Here is a 17463-nt window from a genome sequence, read left to right on the forward strand (position 1 = left end):
AGCCGCTTCGTTTCTCGACCTCGTTGGAGATCTGTCATGCCGATGTTACCTCGCGCCCTATCAGCGACCTTGTTGGTCACCCTGAGTCTTTCGACCTTCGCCTGCCTCGACGATGGGGCGGGGGAGGTCGGTGCTTCGCAATCTCTGGCGCCTGCTGCCTACAGCCTTCCGGTTGGGCAGGCGATTCATGCGGAGGTCCTTGCTGACTTGGACGCCTCGATTCTCAATCTTCACGATCAGATCCAGGCTAAGCCCAAGAGCTGGATCACGATCGAGATCCTCGCTAGCGCCCAGGCCACGCGGGGTCGGCTGACGGGGGGGCTGGCGGACTACGCCAACGCCGACGCGTCTGTGGCCTCGGCCTTTGCGTTGGCTCCGCTTGGCTCTGGGCCGTGGCTGACGCGGGCCCACATCGACTTTTCGCTGCATCGCTTCGCGCTCGCGCTCGATGCCCTCGACGCCGCCGAGCAGCGGGTGATCATCGACGATCCCATGCGGGCGTCAATCCATGGCCTCCGGGGTGAGCTGAGCTTGCAAGCAGGGGATCTCGACCTTGCGAGCGAGCTCGCGGACATGGCCGAGGCGCTCGACCCCACACCGACGACGGCGGCACGCAGCGCGCAGATCCGCTGGCGCCGAGGTGACTACGCTGGCGCTGAAGCCCTCTACCTCGAGGGGCTGTCTCGCTACCACGGGCTCGACCCCAGCGTCCGAGCGTGGTTTCACCTGCAGCTCGGGATCATGGAGCTCGAGCGGGCCGACCACGACGCGGCGCTGGTCCACTTCATGGACGCCAACGCCGAGCTGTCGGGCTACTACCTGGTCGAGGAACACATCGCAGAGGTCTGGGCGCTGCAGGGGCGGCACGCCGAGTCGCTCGGGCTGTACCTCGACATCATTGACCGCACGGGCAACCCCGAGTTCATGGACGCCGTGGCCGGGCTGCACATCGCGGCAGGTGATCCGGCGGAGGCCAACCCGTGGATCGAGGCGGCGACGCAGGCCTACGAAGCCCAGCTCGCTGCGCATCCCGAGCTCGCCTACGGCCACGCGCTGGGTCACTACATTGAGTTTGGCCCCTCAGCGCGGGCGGTCGAGATCGCCCAGGCGAACCTCGCGCTGCGACCCAACGGCGACGCGCGTGCCGAGCTGATCCGCGCCTACCTTGCCGATCATCGCAACGCGGACGCGCTCGCCGAGGCGCAGACGCTGGACACCGACGCGTGGCGAACCGCCAACACGCTCAGCGCGATCCATGAGGCCTACGCGGCCAGCGATCAACTCGACGCCCCGGTCGCGGTGGCTGCCCGTGAACAGCTCTGCGCAATGGCGCCGTTGCAGTGTCCCGAGTGAGGTGACGGACGCGTCCAACGATCGCTGACCAGCCGCCGGAATAGCGCTCAGAGCTGCGTAGTCGTGCGCGGCATGCCCGGAGCCGCACTCGCCGCTGGACAAGCTATCGCAAGACTCGGACGTGGAATGGCAGCTGGTGGTCGCGCGCATGGAAAAATGCCGATCTCGAGCCGCTCATTCACGGACTCGGCCAGCTTCGACTGCCACTGGCAGTGCACGGAGTGTGGCTTTCAGGTCGCCACCTGGGTGACCGAGACCGGCCGGGACAGCTACCGAACACAGCCGGACGAACGTCCATTGGACCGCCGACCTGCGCCGGCCTGTGAGGGCTGCGGAGCGACAGGCACCTGGGCCAACCTCCGCGAGGGCGGCGTCGTCGAGGCCCTCATCGTGCAGGATGAGTCCCGGCAATCTACCCGAGGCGCTCGTCGCAGCGGGTTGGTCAAGCTGGTGAGCTTGGCGGTCTGGGTCGGGGTCGGAGCGCTCACTTTCGACAATATTGCCGCCTGGATGATGTTGCCTTTGATGGGGGGCACGGCCGCGGTGATGCTGCACTCGGCCTACGCGGAGTTTGTGTCGGGCCGCCGGGCTCGGTTCGCCAACTCGTGGTCTCACGAGCCGGTCCCGCGCGGTCGCGTCAGGGCGCGACTCGAGGGGCGCGTGGGCGCCGACGAGCGTCTTCGGGCGCCGCTGTCAGGGCGTGTGTGCGTTGGGTACGAAATTGGTGTTCGCCACGACATTGACACCGACGCCGACCCGTGGAGCTGGACGCTGCTCGAGCAACGCAGCGCCGCGGGGCTCTCGATCGATGGCGTTGCGGTGTCGGGGCGGCCGTATCTGCGACTCGAGCGCAAGATCTACGCTCAGGAGCTGAGCGCTGGGGCGCTCGATGAGCTGCGCAAGCGGGGGCTGGACCCGTCGCGTCCGGGGTACTCGCTGTTCGAGACGATCGTCGAGGCTGGCGAGCTCGTGACGGTGGAGCGGCGTCGCACGGGGATCGCGTTGTGTACCGGGACACACTGACAGCACCAACGCTCGGCGCGTGGAATGTACGAGGCGAGCAAGACCGTCACGCCCGCCTGCTCGCCTCGCCCAGCACCTGAGCATTGGGCTACTGATCGTAGTGGATGACGGAGCGGATGCTCTTCCCCTCGTGCATCAGGTCAAACGCCTTGTTGATGTCGTTGAGCCCCATCGTGTGCGTGATGAAGTGGTCCAGCTTGAACTCGCCCTTTAGGTAGCGCTCAACATAGGTCGGCAGCTCAGTCCGGCCCCTGACGCCACCGAAGGCGGACCCGCGCCAGACTCGCCCCGTGACGAGCTGAAACGGCCGAGTTGAAATTTCTTGCCCCGCACCGGCCACACCGATAATGACGGACTCCCCCCAACCTTTGTGACAGCACTCGAGCGCGGAGCGCATGACGTTGACGTTGCCGATGCACTCGAAGGAGTAGTCGACGCCCCCATCGGTCATCTCGACGATCACGTCTTGAATCGGCTTGTCGTACTTCGAGGGGTTGATGAAGTCCGTCGCACCCAGCTTGCGGGCCAGGTCGAACTTGCTCTCATTGAGGTCGATGGCAATGATCCGCTTGGCTTTGGCCATCGTGGCGCCGATAACGGCCGACAGACCGATGCCCCCCATGCCGAAGATCGCGACGGTGGCGCCCGCTTCCACCTTGGCGGTGTTGATCACCGCACCAATACCCGTGGTCACCCCACAGCCCAGCAGGCAGACCTCTTTGAGCGACGCTTCGGGGTTGACCTTGGCAAGCGAGATCTCTGGCAGCACCGTGTACTCCGAGAACGTCGAGCAGCCCATGTAGTGGAAGATCGGCTTGCCGTCATGGGAGAAGCGGGTGGTCCCGTCGGGCATCAGGCCCTTGCCTTGGGTCGCACGAATTTTCTGGCAGAGGTTGGTCTTTCCAGAAAGACAGAACTTGCATTCACGACACTCAGGCGTGTAGAGCGGAATCACGTGATCACCGACGGCGACGCTGGTGACGCCGGCGCCAATGGACTCGACGATCGCGCCACCTTCGTGGCCCAGAACCGCGGGGAAGATGCCCTCGGGGTCGTCACCGGAGAGCGTGAACGCATCCGTGTGGCACACACCGGTCGCGACGACACGCACGCGGACCTCGCCTTGTTGCGGAGCCATCACGTCAATCTCCTCCACGGTCAGAGGTTTGCCTGGCGCCCAGGCTATCGCGGCTTTGGATTTGATCGTCTCGGTCATTGATTCGTTCTCCTGGTGAAGCGCGCTGGCGTGCGCGAGGACTCGCCTGCCTGGAGGCTGACGACGCGTGGAAGACTACGCCATGTTGCGCTCGAGGTGGCCGATGCTCCGAATTGCCGCCGCGCGTGTGCGTACTAGCTGGCTTGGCGAGCTTCGTCACCCGGTGTGCATGAGAGCACAGTCAGCGCGGGGCCCACGTCCCCGGACTACAGGTGGACACTAGTGCCCCACACCCTGAGTTCGATCCGGGTTATGCACGGCACTGAGGCCCAATGGCAGTGTCGCAGCTCCTAGCAGTACGCCCGGTACAGCGTCGTCGCCGCTCCTCGCCCTTGGGCCTCAGCTCCGCACCTAACCCGGAACGAACTCAGGGTGTGGGGCACTAGTCCCCTTGCACCGAGCGGCGCGCAAGCTTCACCCGTGATCCCGACGCGGGGCTCACGAGGTGAGCAGCTGCCTCAGGACGTACTGCAGGATGCCGCCGTGCTGGTAGTAGGCGGCCTCCGCCGGGGTGTCGATGCGGACGGCTACCTCGAACTCGCGGGTCGTTGCGCCCGAGGTGACACACACGGTGACCCGCTCCGGTGTCCGTGACTGCCCCTCGAGTCCGCGGATCGAGTAGGTCTCTTCACCGCTGAGCCCAAGCCTGGCGGCCGTGTCGCCGGGCAGGAACTGCAGCGGCAGCACGCCCATGCCGATGAGGTTGGACCGGTGGATGCGCTCGAAGCTCGTCGCCAGCACGGCCTTCACACCGAGCAGCAGCGTGCCCTTCGCCGCCCAGTCACGCGAGGAGCCCGAGCCGTACTCGGCGCCAGCGATGATCAGCAGCGGCACGCCATCTGCCTGGTATTGCTGGCTCGCGGCGAAGATGCTCATGCGCTCTCCGCCCGGCAGATGACGCGTCTCGCCGCCCTCTACACCGGGGACAAGTTGGTTGCGCAGGCGGATGTTCGCGAAGGTTCCGCGGATCATCACCTCGTGATTGCCACGTCGTGCGCCGTAGGAGTTGAAGTTCCCTGGCTCGACCCCGTGGCTCTCGAGCCACTCTCCGGCCGGCGAGTCGCGCTTGATGCTCCCTGCGGGTGAGATGTGGTCGGTGGTGACCGAGTCGCCGAGCAGGGCGAGCACCCGCGCGTCGCTGATGTCTTCGAGCGGTTGGGGGTCGCGGGGCATGCCAGCGAAGAACGGCGGCTGGCGCACGTAGGTGGATGTGTTGTCCCACGCGAACATGTTGGCGTCTGGAATCTCGAGCGACTGCCAGTTGCGGTCCCCGGCGAACACGTCTGCGTAGCCATTGGTGAACATGTTCGACTGCACGACCTCGCTCACGAGCGCCAGCACCTCTTCCCTCGACGGCCAGATATCGCGCAGGTAGACCTGCTGCCCATCCGACCCCTCGCCGAGCGAGTCGGTGAGCAGGTCGATGTTCATGGTGCCCGCGAGCGCGTACGCGACCACGAGGGGCGGCGACGCGAGGAAGTTCATCTGCGTCTGCGGGTGGATGCGCCCCTCGAAGTTTCGGTTGCCGGACAGCACCGCCGAGACGTTGAGCTGACTGTCGCTGACCGCCCGCGCGACCTCTGGAATGAGCGGGCCAGAGTTGCCGATGCAGGTCGTGCAGCCGTAGCCCACCAGGTTGAAGCCGAGCGCGTCGAGGAAGGGGGTGAGCCCCGCCTTCTCGTAGTAGTCGGTGACGACGCGGGAACCAGGAGCGAGCGTGGTCTTGACCCACGGCTTGGTGCTGAGCCCCAGCTCGACCGCCCGCTTGGCCATGAGCCCCGCGCCGATCATGACCTCTGGGTTTGAGGTGTTCGTGCACGAAGTGATCGCCGCAATTACGACGTGGCCATTGTCGATGTCTGCTGTCGAGCCGTCGCCGAAGGTCACCGCTACCGGGTTGGATCGCCACGGTGTTTCCTTTTGTGCGACGGTGCGATCGATTGGTTCTGGTTCGGTGTCTTTGTCGTTGTCGAGGGGGGTGAGCGCGAGCGGATCGCTGGCCGGGAACGTCTCGTCGCACGCCTCATCGAGTCCCGTCAGGACTTCTGGCGTGCGCGAACCTTCGGTGAGGATGGCGCTGACAACCTTGCGAGCCTTGCGTAGGGGGATGCGGTCCTGTGGGCGCTTGGGGCCCGCGATCGATGGCTCCACCGTTGCTAGATCGAGCTCGATCTCGAGCGAGTAGTCCGCCGCGTGGTTGGGATCGTGCCAGAGCCCCTGCGCCTTCGCGTAGGCTTTGACGAGCCGCACCTGATCCTCCGCGCGCCCGGTGAGCCGCAGGTAGGTGAGGGTCTCGGCGTCGATCGGGAAGATCGCACATGTCGAGCCGTACTCGGGGCTCATGTTGCCGAGCGTCGCTCGTGTGGCGAGCGGGATCGAGGTGACCCCGGGGCCAAAGAATTCCACGAACTTGCCAACCACGCCGGTCTGGCGCAGCACGTTCGCCACGGTGAGCACGAGGTCGGTGGCGGTGGCTGCGTCGGGGAGCTTGCCCGTGAGCTTCACGCCGACGACGGGGGGCACCAGCATGCTCATGGGTTGGCCAAGCATCGCGGCTTCCGCTTCGATGCCGCCGACGCCCCACCCGAGCACGCCGAGGCCGTTGACCATCGGCGTGTGCGAGTCGGTTCCCACCAGCGTGTCGCAGTACGCCTGCGTGACGCCGCCACGCTCGCGGGTGAACACGACGCGGGACAGGTACTCGAGGTTCACCTGGTGGCAGATGCCGGTGTCCGGGGGCACGACGAGGAAGTCGTCGAACGCTTGCTGGCCCCAGCGCAGCAGCTGGTAGCGCTCCTTGTTGCGCGAGAATTCGAGGTTGGCGTTAATCTGGAACGCGCGTGCCGTGCCGAACGCGTCGGCGATCACGGAGTGGTCGATGACCAGCTCGGAGGGGATGAGGGGGTTGATCTTCTGCGGGTCGCCACCAAACGCGGCCATGGCGTCCCGCATGGCGACGAGATCCACCACGCAGGGCACACCCGTGAAGTCCTGCAGCAGCACGCGCGCCGGCGTGTACTGGATCTCGGCGCCGTGCTCGGCCAACGGATCCCAGCTGGCGACCGCCTGCACCTGCTGCTTGGTGACGAGCGCCCCGTCCTCGTTGCGAAGCAGGTTCTCCAGCAGCACCTTGAGGCTGTAGGGGAGCCGTTGGTAGCCCGGGATCACATCCAGGCGGTAGATCTCGTAGGTCTTGCCGCCGACATCGAGGTTTGCACGTGCGTCGAAACTGTTCATACCTCACTGACCACCGTCGGTGGTCCCTCTCTCCACCGTCCAGTGTTCCTCCAGGAGCGTCAAACGCAACATCCACGCTTGGCGGATGCTCCTCCCAAGAAGTGGAGCGAGGTGGCTTGCCTGGCCGCGCTGCTCTTCACTCGTTGGAAGTGGGGAGCGAGCCGTCGAGACCCGCTGGCCACCGTGCACGCGGAGCGTGGGGCGCGGCGGCTCGACGCGGTGACATTGCCCGCCATGGGGGACGGTGTTACAGTGCCGCCAATGCCCTCGGGCTGGCGTATCTGGGCGGCTCTGCTCGTGGTCCTCTGGACCTCGGGCTGTATGCCAGTGGGCCCAGATGAGACTGGCGAAGACCGGGTGGGGCAGATCGAGCACGTCGGGGCGGTGTTGGCCCGACGCGCGATCGAGACCCTCGTCGCAACGGATCTAGCGGATGACGGTCACGATCCTGTGGTGTTTCCGCCGGCCCTCGAGACCAGCGATTTTGATGTTGGTCGCAAGCATCCGCAATCGGACCGCCCATATATTGCCTCGTTAGACCCTGGCGCCTCAAACACCGCCGCCCGGGGCCCACCCACGTTGATCTGAGCCTGCGTGTAGCCGATCGAGCGTTCAGCTCTGAGCGCGCGCGATCGTGCTGCAGGCGAGAGTGTCTTCGTGGGTGACGTCGGACGACGGTCACCGGAGATTGAGGTGCCCGGCGTCCGAGGCAGTATCGTGATATCAATAATAAAAAAACAGCGACAACCTATAGAGCGAGAGCTAGTTCAACACATTCTGGTCGGCGTCGAGCCTGGCATCGACTCGGCCGTCGCCCGCGAGCTGAGCCGGCGGATGCGGCAGTATGCCTGCAAGCTGACGATCGAGTGCGACAGCCACGCGATCGCCAACGCCCGAGTGCTCTTTGATCTGCTCATTTTGGGCGTGCGGGCCGGCGAGCGGGTCACGCTGCGCTGCGTCGGGCCCGACGCGCACGCCGCGATCGAAGACGTGGCGCGGGTGTTGCGAGGCCGCGGGGCACAATGACGAAGCTACCCGGCTGGTTGGCGACGATGTGCGCCTGGGTGATCGCCTTGGAGCACGAGCGGCTCGGCTACACCTGGGCGGCCGGGCTGGTGGTGATGGCTGGGCTCTGCGCGTGGATGTGTCATGTCAAGAGCGGCGCTCCTCGGTTGCCGGCATACTTTTGGCTGGGCTATACCTCGGCGGTGGCCAGCGCGACAGCATGGTACGTTGCCGCCCGCGGCACGCTCCTCACGGTCGAGTTGTTGTTACCAACGTTGGCGATCCTCCTCATAGCCGTGCCGGTCCGGCACGTGCTCGAGGAGCGCCCATGACCTCTCATGAACGCATCCAGCTGTCTGTTTCTGTTGGCGAGTGGCGCTGGCACGCCTCCGATTGTCACGAGCATCGCCGTCGCGTTCGTCGCCGCAGCTGCGTTGGCGTTGCTGTGCGAGCGACTTCGCCTGCCTAGTATCGCGGGCTTCATCTTCGCCGGCCTCGTGATCGGCCCGATCGGCCTCGCGTTCATCAACGATCCCGAGCAGATCGAGACGATTGCCGGGCTCGGCCTCGTCTTGTTGCTGTTCCTGATCGGACTCGAGCTCGACCTCCGGGCGCTGTTGGCCAGCGGCCGCACGTTGATCGTGACCGGGATGCTGCAGGTGCCGTTGAGTGCAGCGGTGGGGTTTGGCGTGTTCATGGGCGCCGCCGCGCTCGGGTTCGGATCAACGGCTGTCTACCCGGCGCTGTACCTCGGCCTGGCCTGCGGGTTCTCTTCGACCTTGCTCGTGGTCAAGGTCCTGCACGACCGACTTCAGATTGACACGGTCGACGGCCGGCTCTGCATCGGCTTGCTCATTTTTCAAGATATTTGGGCGATTGTCGTGCTCGCCCTGCAACCCAACCTCGAGTCGTTCAACGTGGCTCCGCTGATCGGCACGTTCTTGGGGGTCGGCGTGGTCATCGCTGTCGCGTGGTTCGGCACGCGCTTCTTGCTCCCGAGCGCGTTTCGACTGGTCGCCAAGTCCCCCGAGCTCGTCGTGACGCTGGCGCTGGGTTGGTGTTTCGGGCTCGGGATGCTCGCCAACCTGCTCGGGCCGCTGGCCGACGCGCTTGGTCTCCCCGTCCATCCCTCGGTCTCGATGGAGCTCGGAGCGCTCGTCGCCGGGACCAGCATCGCGACCTTTCCGTACGCGCATGAGGTCGTCGCCAAGGTCGGCAACCTCCGCGACTTCTTCATCACGCTGTTCTTCGTCGCGCTAGGCATGAGCATCCCGGTACCGAGCGGCGCGGGGGTGCTGCTGGCCGCGCTCGCGCTCGCGCTCGTGATGTTTCTGATCCGCTACGTCGTGTTCTTGCCGCTGCTCTATGTCACCGGCCTCGACCGGCGTCACGCCACCACGACCTCGACCAAGCTCGCGCAGGTGTCGGAGTTCGCCCTCGTCATCGCGTATCTCGGGCTCTCGCTCGGCCACATCGATGGCGAGCTCGTCAGCATCGTGATCTTCGCGTTCGTGCTCACGGCGATCCTGACACCGATGCTGTTCAAGCTAGCCGATCCGTTGTTCAGCTTTTTAGCGACCCCGCTGGGGTGGCTGGGGATCCGCGACGATCGCGAGGCGAAGCAGGCCAAGGTCGAGCGAGCACCGCGGCTGGTCTTCCTCGGGTTTCATCGCCTGGCGTCCTCGCTGCTTCAGGATCTCCAGACGACGCACCCCGAGATCATCCCAGACACCCTGGTGGTCGACTTCAACGTCGCCATCCATGATCGCATCCGCGCTCGCGGTCCACGCGTCATCTACGGCGACATCGCCAACCCGGCGTCGCTGCACGGTTCAGGGGTCAGCGGCGCGGACGTGATCATATGTACGATCTCGGACGATATCCTCAAAGGGATCACGAACCTGGAGCTGACCCGGCAGCTCCGCAAGATCGCGCCAAACGCCAAGATCCTGGTGAACGCCGTCCGCCTGCGCGACATGGCGGGCATCTATGCCGCGGGCGCGGACTATGTGTTCTCGTGGCGAACCGAGACCGCCGTGGGGGTGGTCCCGGCCCTGTGCGCGGCGCTCAACGGCAGCATCGATGGATTCCTCGAGGCTCGTCAGCGTGAATTCGGGGATCCCGTCGCGCGGGATGAAGTGCTCGATTAGTCGGCGAAATACATCGTGGGCGCATGCGTCGATCCGAGCCTTGTCCTGGTCGAGCTGCCGCATCAGCCTAAGCAGGTCAGGCTCGCCGGTCCGATCACGATCGTGATGTGCTGACCTCGAGGTGATCGCTCAGCCGCTGCTGAGCCACAGCGTAACCCAGGGCCCTTCACAAGCCAGCGACAGCTCTTCGCCGAAGCACTCGGCAGGTGCGGCGATCATGGCGGCTCCCAAGATATCGCCCCAGGTCGCGTGGGGCTCGGGTACCAGCACATGCGCGTGGCCCCTCGGTTCCGTCGAACGCTCGGTCGTTCGAAGCACGGCTTCACCGTGGCGCAAGAACACCACCGTGCTCGTCCCATCATCGGGGAAGGGGAGCGGACAGTCCGGCTGATTCTGGCACTCCCAGCGTGTCCACTGAACTCGCAATGGGATCCAGAATGTGAGGCGACGGTCGAGCTCGATAGCGCGGAGCCCTCTGATCGATGCCTGAATGATGCGGCTGTTGTTGCACCCCAGTCAGGTATAGTGTACAGACGACACGAATGAGACCCCGCCTCGCTCCCTACCTCCAGCAGCGCGCCCAGTGGCCGCCCGAGGGGCGCCACATCCTCGCGGATTACGACGATGACTCCGTCGTCGTCTACCAGGCCTATCGCCCCAGCATCGGGCGCTACGCTGTCGAGCATCAGCGCTTCGGCGGCGAGTGGTCCTTCAGTCGCATGAGCTGGATCAAACCCAATTTCCTGTGGATGATGTATCGATGCGGATGGGCGCAAAAGCCCGGCCAGGAGGTCGTGCTGGCGATCCGCATGACCCGCTCGGGCTTCGATCAGATCCTCGCGCAGGCCGTGCACTCGAGCTACGTGGCCGAGCTCTACGGCAGCCCCGCGGCGTGGAAGCAGCGCCTGTCAGCCTCGGAGGTGTGTCTGCAGTGGGATCCAGACCACGACCCCCACGGCAACAAGGTCGCGCGGCGGGCCATCCAGCTGGGTCTGCGCGGCGGCGTATTGCGGGACTACGCGACCGACTGGTGCCTTGGCATCGACGACGTCAGCGCTATGGTCGCGCAGCAACATGGCAACCTGCGCGATGGGCTCGAGCGGCTCGAGACCCCGCTCGAGCGCGTCTACCCGGTAGAGGATCCCGAGGTCATCGCCCACCTCGGCCTCAGCGACTACACCGGTTAGCCGACGACACGTCGGGTGTGGGGGCGAGCGCTGGCGCAAGACTCGTTCGCCCGGTCATGGGTGGCGCGCGCTTGGGTGCGGCCACGGTGATCGCGTGGGCGCCCGAGCGTGCCACCCGAACCCGACCCGGCCGTCACCTCGTCGAGGCCATCCATATATTGGCCGTAGTCGTTGCCGTTGTGCTCGAGCGACGCCACCCACGCGAACCACCGGTCGAGCGCGCCGCCGCAGCCGTCGGCTTCGGCGCATCCTTCGAACGCCGAGAACGCGAGCTCGGGCATGATCGACGCGACGTCTGCGTGCATCGCCTCGAGATACGCGCGCGAATCATGCTCGTGCTCGGCGTAGTCCGACAATCGGATGACCCGGGCCCGGGGGCAGTACGGGACGATATCGAGCAAGCTGTGAATCGCGTGGCGGTCGATCGCTTGGTTCAGCTCCGTTGCGCTCGCCGTGTCGACGATCCCGCGCTCGCGCAGCTGATCCGCAAACGCTCGGTACCGGGCCCGCTCGGCTCGTCTAGCCTGCGGCAGCGGCACCGTGACGGGTGTGGCCGTGGGCGTGGGGTCGGCTCGGCTGGCGGGGGCGGGCGCTCGTCCGCACGCCGGCGCGGCGACGAGCAAGCACAGCAGGAGAGTTCCGCGGCGAGTCACTATTGTGGAGCATAGCCCTCTGACCCTCACGGACGGCACGGGCTCGGCAGTAAAACTGCGGAGCCGTGCACGATCCGCGACTCCGCCGCGAAGGCCTGCTAGTCCTCGTCGGAGCCCGACTCGGTTGAACCAACCGCCTCACGCTGATGAAAGCGCGGATCCCCGTCGACCGCCGGCACCCCAACATGAAGAATCCGCGCCCCAGTCTCGGCGACCGGGTTCACGCTATGCCCGACCACCACCCCCGCCTCGGGCACGGCATACTCCGCGATCAGATCCCCAAACGGCGTCGTCAAGCGCGCGACCGTCTGCCCCGCCTCTACGTGCTCGGTGACCTCGGGCGAGACCTCGAGCAGGCCGCCGTGATCGGTGTAGGTCCAGTACGAGCGCTCGCACAGCACGGGCGGTGGACCCAGCTTGACCGCGCGGGTGCGGATCATGTGTTGATCCGCCAGCACCGCGCGCAACCCCGTGAGCGTGCGCTTGATGTAGTCGCTATGAAACCGCTGCGGATTACCAATCTCAACGGTCACGGCTGGGATCCCGAGCTCGGCCGCGGCCCCGCGCAGGGTCATGTCCGAGGGGGGATTGTGCACGATGATCTGCGGCCGCTGTAGGTACGCGATGCGGGCCGCCTCGGGGTTGGTCATGTCGGCGCGAACGTAGAGCGAGTTGACCCGGCCCACGCTTGCCGTGTGCAGATCCACGAGCAGGTTGAGCCGGCGGACCAGACGATCGACGAGCCGGCTGACGTAGACCGACGCCGCGTTGCCCCGAGGGTTGCCCGGGAACATATGGTTGAGGTCCCACTGGCCATAGCCACGCTCATGGTTGAGGTAGCCAGGCACGTTGACCACGATCACGCCAACCACGGTGCCGCGCAGGGTCTTGGGATCCAGGCGCTCGAACAGCCGCCGGATCACCGGGATCCCGTTGAGCTCGTTGCCATGCAGCGCCGCGGTCAGCCCTAGGATTGGGCCCGGCTTGGCCCCGCGGGCGACCAACACCGGCAGCTCGATCGGCCGTGAGAGCCCGTCGTGGGCCAGCTGCAAGAGTAGCCGGCTGATCTGGCCAGCGGGCCATTCTTCGGGCTCGAAGCGCTCGACGACGGTGGCCGGCGCGGACGGGGACATGGACATGCTCAGCTTCGCTTGGCCACGAAGGAATCCATGATCGGTCCGGTAAAGTCAACGCCATAGAATTGATTGGCGTCGCTCAGTCCGCCGGGGGCGAACACGTTGATCTCGATGATCTTGTCGCCGATCACGTCGAGCCCGCACAGCGGCAGGCCGTCGCTCATCAGCAAGGGACCCACGGTCTGCACGATCTCGCGCAGTCGCGGGGTGAATTCGGTCGCGGCCGGTACGCCGCCAATGTGGACATTGCTGCGGAAGTCGGCCCCGCTTGGCTTGCGACGGACAACGGCGACAGCCGAGCCAACACGCAGCGGCTCACCATCGAGCACGATCACGCGCACGTCGCCCTGGGTCGCTTCTGGCAGGTACTCCTGAGCGATCGCCATGCCGCCGCGGGTCAGCACGTCGATGATCTGTCCGAGGTTTGGATCATTGGGCTGAACCTTGAACACGTCGGTCCCGCGCGTGCCCGATAAGGGCTTGAGCACGCTGGGCGTGGCGCTGGTCTTCACGAACTCGCGCAACACTTTCGGGTCGCGGCTGACCAGCGCGCGGGGCCGGAACGCGGGCGGGATCCGAGTGCTGTAGAGCTTGCTGCTCGCGCGGCGCAGACCCGCGGGCTCATTGAGGACCACGACGCCCTGGTGCTGGGCGAGCGCCAACAGATCCAAGCCGGCCTGGTGAACGCCGACGCGCGTGTCCCGGCCGGGGTTCGTGCGGATGACGACCAAGTCCCCCGGGGCCAGCACCAGGTCGTGCTCGCTTCGGTCCGGATGGCGAATCGCTCGGGCCCGAACGGCGTCGTCAACGCCAACCCCGAGCTTGGCGATGTCGCCAACGAACACACCAAAGCCGCGGGTGGAAGCGGTCTGAATCAACATCGCCGTGGTGGTGGACGGATCGATGTCGGCGACATCGTTGACGAGGAACACGCACTTCATGGGGACCGCCGGTAGTGGGCCAGAGCCCCGCGGGGTCTGGATGGGTGCACGGCTTCACCGCACCTTGGTAGATAAAACCCATCGCCCATGCCTCGAGCGTTGGCTGCGATCAGGTCGAAGGGCAGCCAGCTCTCGCCCGTGAAACGCTGTCCTGGTTCGTGGTCGTCGAGGGGGCCCTCGCACACCAAGCTATCGTCGAGTCCAAGCCCGCGTCCGCAGGCCTGGTAGACGTCGAGGCCGTCTTAATTGGGCAGCGCAAAATCGTCGCGCTCGACGAGCCACTTCACGACGCCAGTCTCGTCGCACGCTTCGCGCGGATCGACGACTCCGTCACCACACCCGCCGCCGGAGTCGGAGTCGGTGTAGGTGGTGTCGGTCTCGGTCGTGTCGGTGCTCGCCCCACCAGTCAGGTCGCCCGACCGATCCGTGGCGGCCGTGGTGTCACGCCCAACCTCTGCGCCAGCGTCTTTGGTGCACGCGAGCGGGACAAGGGCGAGCAACAAAAGACGGCGAGCGGCGATCATGGCTTCGAGTGACACCCAAGATTGCCGCGGTGTGGAATCGAGCGCAGAGGCTTCGTTCACTCTGTCCTGGAATTACGCGGGCTGCGATGGTCCAATCATGAATGATGGCGATGGTCTCAAAAACGAGCGCAATTGGTTGGGTCGCGGCGGGGAGCCTCATGATGTTGCCACTCGATGCCAATGCTGGTGGTGATCCAGAAAAGGATCAGTTCGAGGTGGGGACGCTGATCATTCCCATGGACATGGACTACCAGGACATGGGCATGCTGCGCGCGTACGGGCTGGTGTATGATCTGCTCAGCAACGGGGTCCCGGTCCGCTGGGCGATCAACCCCGCCAAGCTGCAAGACGGCGCAGACTTCAGCGCCTCGGCTACGGATCTCGCCAGCGGGGATCCAATCCCGATCCATGACTACCGCGGCGGCCCGTGGGTCATCGACTCGAGCGACGCCGCGGAGGCGCTGCCGATCATCATGGCCTGGCAGCAGGCCAACCCCAACGTCGCCGTGCACGAGGCCTCGGCGGCGTTCGAGGCCGACGTGGGCCACTACTTGGTGGTGGCGCCCACCATCGCAATGATCGCGGACGGCAACCAAAAGATCGCGCGGGGCTACATGGCGGCCGCGGGGATCCCCGACTCGACCGGCGATCTCGCGTGGCCCGACAACAGCCCCGACATGCTCGACGTCGCGGAGCTCAGCGGCCCAACCGAAGACAACCACCGCGACGGGCTGTTGTTCGACGAGGACGGCGATCCGGTCTACTGCCAGCTGATGTCGATGCACTGGGGCGTTGGCGCGGCCGAGGACGACCCAGAGGTCGTCGCCGAGGTTCGCGAGTACCTCAATAACCCCGTGCACTTCTTCGCGGAGTGCCAAGCCGTCAACGCGTTCGAGAACCTGGATCCCCACGGGTTTTTCTTGACGCCAAATGGATTCGACATCGGCGATCGGCCCGACGGCGTCGAGCACTTCAATTTTGGCTCGCCCTACGCGCAGCTCGACGGGCCCTTCGCGACGATCGGCGGCAGCGAGCCCTCGTACACGCTGCCGCCCGGCGACGAATATCTCGCCGGCGGAATCACGATGCTCACCGGCGAGGGCACGCCAGTCGGGGTCGAAGACGTGTGGATGACCGGCTACCTCGACGGAACCTGTCCGCCCAGCGAGCCCGAGTGCGGCTCGCTCGGCAAGATCAGCTATCTCGGCGGGCACGAATACAGCACCGACCTCCCGATCTCGGACAACCCCGACACCCAGGGGACGCGGCTGTTTCTCAATTCGTTGTTCGAGGCCCCGTGCGCGACCGTGGACGGGCTACCCAGCCTGAACCTGGCCACCGCGGCGCCAGCGTTCACGATGGTCCCGGACGTGGAGGTTGACGTCACGTATGTCAACGCGAGCGCGGCCACGGCCCTCGACGCGGTGCTGCGCGCCCAGCTGCCGCCGAACACGAGCTTCGTCTCGGCAACCGAGGGCGGCATGTTGGTCGGCGACGAGGTCGTCTGGCAGCTCGGCAACCTTGGCGCCGACGAGGGGGGTGATCGCAGCTTCGTGATCGACCTGCCCGAGCACGGGCTGTACGACAGCAGCGCGGCGCTCGACTACCGGGTGGGGCTCAACAACTTCACGCTGCCATCGAATGTGGCCCAGACGCTGTACGGCGACGAGCCCCCGGGTGACGGTGACGGTGACGGTGACGGCGGCTCGGGTGACGGCGACGGCGATCCTGCGGGTGATGGCGACGGCGGCAGCTCGGCCGGGGAGACGGGCGACGACGGCGGCGACCAAGGGGGAACCGCCGAAGACACGGGCGGCGACTCGGGCACGGGCAGCGACCGCGGGGCAGCCGACGCGGGGGCGGAAGGGTGCAGCTGCACCACCGGCCAGCCCGGCGATCCATCCACGCCGGCTCCGCTCGGGTGGTTGCTTGGCGCGGGCCTTGGCCTGGGTCTGCTGCGCCGCCGCGGAGGTGTCGCGTGAATCGCTCGATCGCGTATTTGTTGGGACTGCCGCTGGGTCTGGCGCTCGCGCTCACAGCCGGCTGCGGCGGCAGCTCGGGCGGCACCAGCGACGGTGCAGAAGGCGTCAGCACCGAAGAGGACACGGGGGTCGGCGTTGACACCGACAACCCCACGACGGGGGCCAAGCTCGACCTTCAGGGCGAGATGGACCTGCCCGAGGGTGAGCCGATCGGCTGCGAGAAGATCGACTTCTTGTTCGTCATCGATTCTTCGGGCTCGATGGCCGACAACCAAGCCAACTTGATTGCGAGCTTTCCGGGGCTGGTCGCGGCGATGATGGACAACGTCGCGGCCGACGACTGGCACGTGATGGTCGTCGACAGCGACGGGCAGTGGGGCGGGACCGACTGCGCCAACGCGTGCATGACCTTGAACGCGTGCCCCGGCGCCCCAGAGTTCGACTGCGACACGCCGCCGCCAACCCTGTGCGACATCAGCTTGGGTGGCGGCGTGATCGCGCCAATGGGCCAGGCCGCCAGCAACCAAGACTGCGCGCTGGCCAGCGACAGCCGCTACGTCCAGGCCGGCGAGCCGGACCTGCTCTCGGCGTTCTCGTGCGTGGCCAAGGTCGGCGTTGACGGCAGCGACACGGAGCGGCCGATGGGCGCGATGGTCCGCGCGCTCGGGCCCGAGCTTGGCGAGCCGGGCGGCTGCAACCAGGGCTTTGTGCGGGACGACGCGATCTTGGTGGTCACGATCATCACCGACGAGCCCGACGAGCACTCGGTCGGTGAGCCTGGCGATTGGTTCGACGCCGTCGTCGCTGCCAAGGGCGGGCAACCCGAGGCCGTCGTCGTGCTCGGGCTGCTGCCAGACGGCGATCTGGCCATGCCGCTGTGCGGGGTCGAGTCCGTCCCCGCGCCGCGGATGAGCGCGTTCTTGCAGCTGTTCGAGAACAACAGCCGCGCGTCGATCTGCGAGCCCGACTACAGCCCATTCTTTCTCGAGTCGGTGTCGGTGATCAGCGAGGCCTGCGACAATTTTGTGCCGATCGGGTAGGCTCGCGCCAATTCCC

15 protein-coding genes are annotated in these 17463 nt (G+C 66.2%); 9 read left to right on the forward strand and 6 right to left on the reverse strand.

Going from position 1 to position 17463, the window contains the following annotated elements; genetic code table 11:
• Window positions 1-207 precede the first annotated feature (207 nt).
• Together DB30_RS13720 and DB30_RS13725 are read left to right on the forward strand one after the other, a co-directional pair.
• On the forward strand, window positions 208-1353 hold the full coding sequence (locus DB30_RS13720) for a tetratricopeptide repeat protein (protein WP_052548877.1): 1146 nt from the start codon (window positions 208-210) through the stop codon (window positions 1351-1353).
• A 156-nt stretch (window positions 1354-1509) separates the two neighbouring features.
• Entirely contained in the window at window positions 1510-2376 is an 867-nt protein-coding gene (locus DB30_RS13725; RefSeq protein ID WP_052548878.1) for a hypothetical protein, read from the forward strand.
• An 88-nt stretch (window positions 2377-2464) separates the two neighbouring features.
• Here DB30_RS13725 and DB30_RS13730 read toward each other — a convergent pair whose 3' ends face one another.
• Both DB30_RS13730 and acnA read right to left on the reverse strand, forming a co-directional pair.
• A complete protein-coding gene (locus DB30_RS13730; protein WP_052548879.1) occupies window positions 2465-3592 on the reverse strand; it encodes an S-(hydroxymethyl)glutathione dehydrogenase/class III alcohol dehydrogenase in 1128 nt (375 codons plus the stop codon).
• 438 nt (window positions 3593-4030) lie between these two features.
• Window positions 4031-6829: an aconitate hydratase gene (gene acnA, locus DB30_RS13735; protein ID WP_052548880.1), complete on the reverse strand. Its 2799-nt coding sequence runs from the start codon at window positions 6827-6829 to the stop codon at window positions 4031-4033.
• A 261-nt stretch (window positions 6830-7090) separates the two neighbouring features.
• Here acnA and DB30_RS13740 point away from each other — a divergent pair, with 261 nt between their 5' ends.
• The 5 genes from DB30_RS13740 to DB30_RS13760 all read left to right on the forward strand — a co-directional run bounded on the left by DB30_RS13740 (window position 7091) and on the right by DB30_RS13760 (window position 11171).
• Window positions 7091-7417 (forward strand): hypothetical protein, encoded by a 327-nt coding sequence (locus DB30_RS13740; protein ID WP_146658763.1) that lies wholly within the window; start codon window positions 7091-7093, stop codon window positions 7415-7417.
• A 69-nt stretch (window positions 7418-7486) separates the two neighbouring features.
• Entirely contained in the window at window positions 7487-7855 is a 369-nt protein-coding gene (locus DB30_RS13745; RefSeq protein WP_165703753.1) for an HPr family phosphocarrier protein, read from the forward strand.
• Entirely contained in the window at window positions 7852-8166 is a 315-nt protein-coding gene (locus DB30_RS13750; RefSeq protein WP_052548883.1) for a hypothetical protein, read from the forward strand. The genes DB30_RS13745 and DB30_RS13750 overlap by 4 nt, the downstream gene beginning before the upstream one ends.
• A 6-nt stretch (window positions 8167-8172) precedes the next feature.
• Window positions 8173-9984, forward strand: coding sequence for a cation:proton antiporter domain-containing protein (locus DB30_RS13755; protein WP_052548884.1), 1812 nt, complete (start codon window positions 8173-8175; stop codon window positions 9982-9984).
• Between the two features lie 542 nt (window positions 9985-10526).
• Entirely contained in the window at window positions 10527-11171 is a 645-nt protein-coding gene (locus DB30_RS13760; protein ID WP_052548885.1) for a DUF4291 domain-containing protein, read from the forward strand.
• Here DB30_RS13760 and DB30_RS13765 read toward each other — a convergent pair.
• The 4 genes from DB30_RS13765 to DB30_RS13780 form a co-directional block, all read right to left on the reverse strand.
• Complete coding sequence (locus DB30_RS13765; protein ID WP_146658768.1) at window positions 11168-11824, reverse strand: hypothetical protein; 657 nt, start codon at window positions 11822-11824, stop codon at window positions 11168-11170. The genes DB30_RS13760 and DB30_RS13765 overlap by 4 nt on opposite strands.
• A gap of 98 nt (window positions 11825-11922) precedes the next feature.
• The gene (locus DB30_RS13770; RefSeq protein WP_146658770.1) at window positions 11923-12957 is read right to left on the reverse strand and encodes a succinylglutamate desuccinylase/aspartoacylase family protein; all 1035 of its coding nucleotides are present in this window, start codon (window positions 12955-12957) and stop codon (window positions 11923-11925) included.
• A gap of 8 nt (window positions 12958-12965) precedes the next feature.
• The gene (locus tag DB30_RS13775; RefSeq protein ID WP_052548887.1) at window positions 12966-13901 is read right to left on the reverse strand and encodes an ATP-grasp domain-containing protein; all 936 of its coding nucleotides are present in this window, start codon (window positions 13899-13901) and stop codon (window positions 12966-12968) included.
• A 242-nt stretch (window positions 13902-14143) separates the two neighbouring features.
• Window positions 14144-14425: a hypothetical protein gene (locus DB30_RS13780; protein WP_146658772.1), complete on the reverse strand. Its 282-nt coding sequence runs from the start codon at window positions 14423-14425 to the stop codon at window positions 14144-14146.
• 161 nt (window positions 14426-14586) lie between these two features.
• On the opposite strand from DB30_RS13780, the gene DB30_RS41410 reads away from it, so the two are divergent.
• Complete coding sequence (locus DB30_RS41410; RefSeq protein ID WP_146658774.1) at window positions 14587-16407, forward strand: DUF11 domain-containing protein; 1821 nt, start codon at window positions 14587-14589, stop codon at window positions 16405-16407.
• A complete protein-coding gene (locus DB30_RS13790) occupies window positions 16404-17447 on the forward strand; it encodes a hypothetical protein (RefSeq protein ID WP_052548890.1) in 1044 nt (347 codons plus the stop codon). The genes DB30_RS41410 and DB30_RS13790 overlap by 4 nt, the downstream gene beginning before the upstream one ends.
• The last annotated feature ends 16 nt before the right edge of the window (window positions 17448-17463 follow it).

The sequence above is a fragment of the Enhygromyxa salina genome, from assembly GCF_000737335.2.
GTDB lineage: Bacteria > Myxococcota_A > Polyangia > Nannocystales > Nannocystaceae > Plesiocystis > Plesiocystis salina_C.

Excerpts from the sequence above, each read along its gene's own strand:
- DB30_RS13725 (WP_052548878.1), top strand. The coding sequence starts at position 1,510 with ATGCCGATCTCGAGCCGCTCATTCACGGACTCGGCCAGCTTCGACTGC.
- DB30_RS13730 (WP_052548879.1), bottom strand. The coding sequence starts at position 3,592 with ATGACCGAGACGATCAAATCCAAAGCCGCGATAGCCTGGGCGCCAGGC.
- acnA (WP_052548880.1), bottom strand. The coding sequence starts at position 6,829 with ATGAACAGTTTCGACGCACGTGCAAACCTCGATGTCGGCGGCAAGACC.
- DB30_RS13740 (WP_146658763.1), top strand. The coding sequence starts at position 7,091 with ATGCCCTCGGGCTGGCGTATCTGGGCGGCTCTGCTCGTGGTCCTCTGG.
- DB30_RS13750 (WP_052548883.1), top strand. The coding sequence starts at position 7,852 with ATGACGAAGCTACCCGGCTGGTTGGCGACGATGTGCGCCTGGGTGATC.
- DB30_RS13755 (WP_052548884.1), top strand. The coding sequence starts at position 8,173 with ATGAACGCATCCAGCTGTCTGTTTCTGTTGGCGAGTGGCGCTGGCACG.
- DB30_RS13760 (WP_052548885.1), top strand. The coding sequence starts at position 10,527 with ATGAGACCCCGCCTCGCTCCCTACCTCCAGCAGCGCGCCCAGTGGCCG.
- DB30_RS13770 (WP_146658770.1), bottom strand. The coding sequence starts at position 12,957 with ATGTCCCCGTCCGCGCCGGCCACCGTCGTCGAGCGCTTCGAGCCCGAA.
- DB30_RS13775 (WP_052548887.1), bottom strand. The coding sequence starts at position 13,901 with ATGAAGTGCGTGTTCCTCGTCAACGATGTCGCCGACATCGATCCGTCC.
- DB30_RS13780 (WP_146658772.1), bottom strand. The coding sequence starts at position 14,425 with ATGATCGCCGCTCGCCGTCTTTTGTTGCTCGCCCTTGTCCCGCTCGCG.
- DB30_RS41410 (WP_146658774.1), top strand. The coding sequence starts at position 14,587 with ATGTTGCCACTCGATGCCAATGCTGGTGGTGATCCAGAAAAGGATCAG.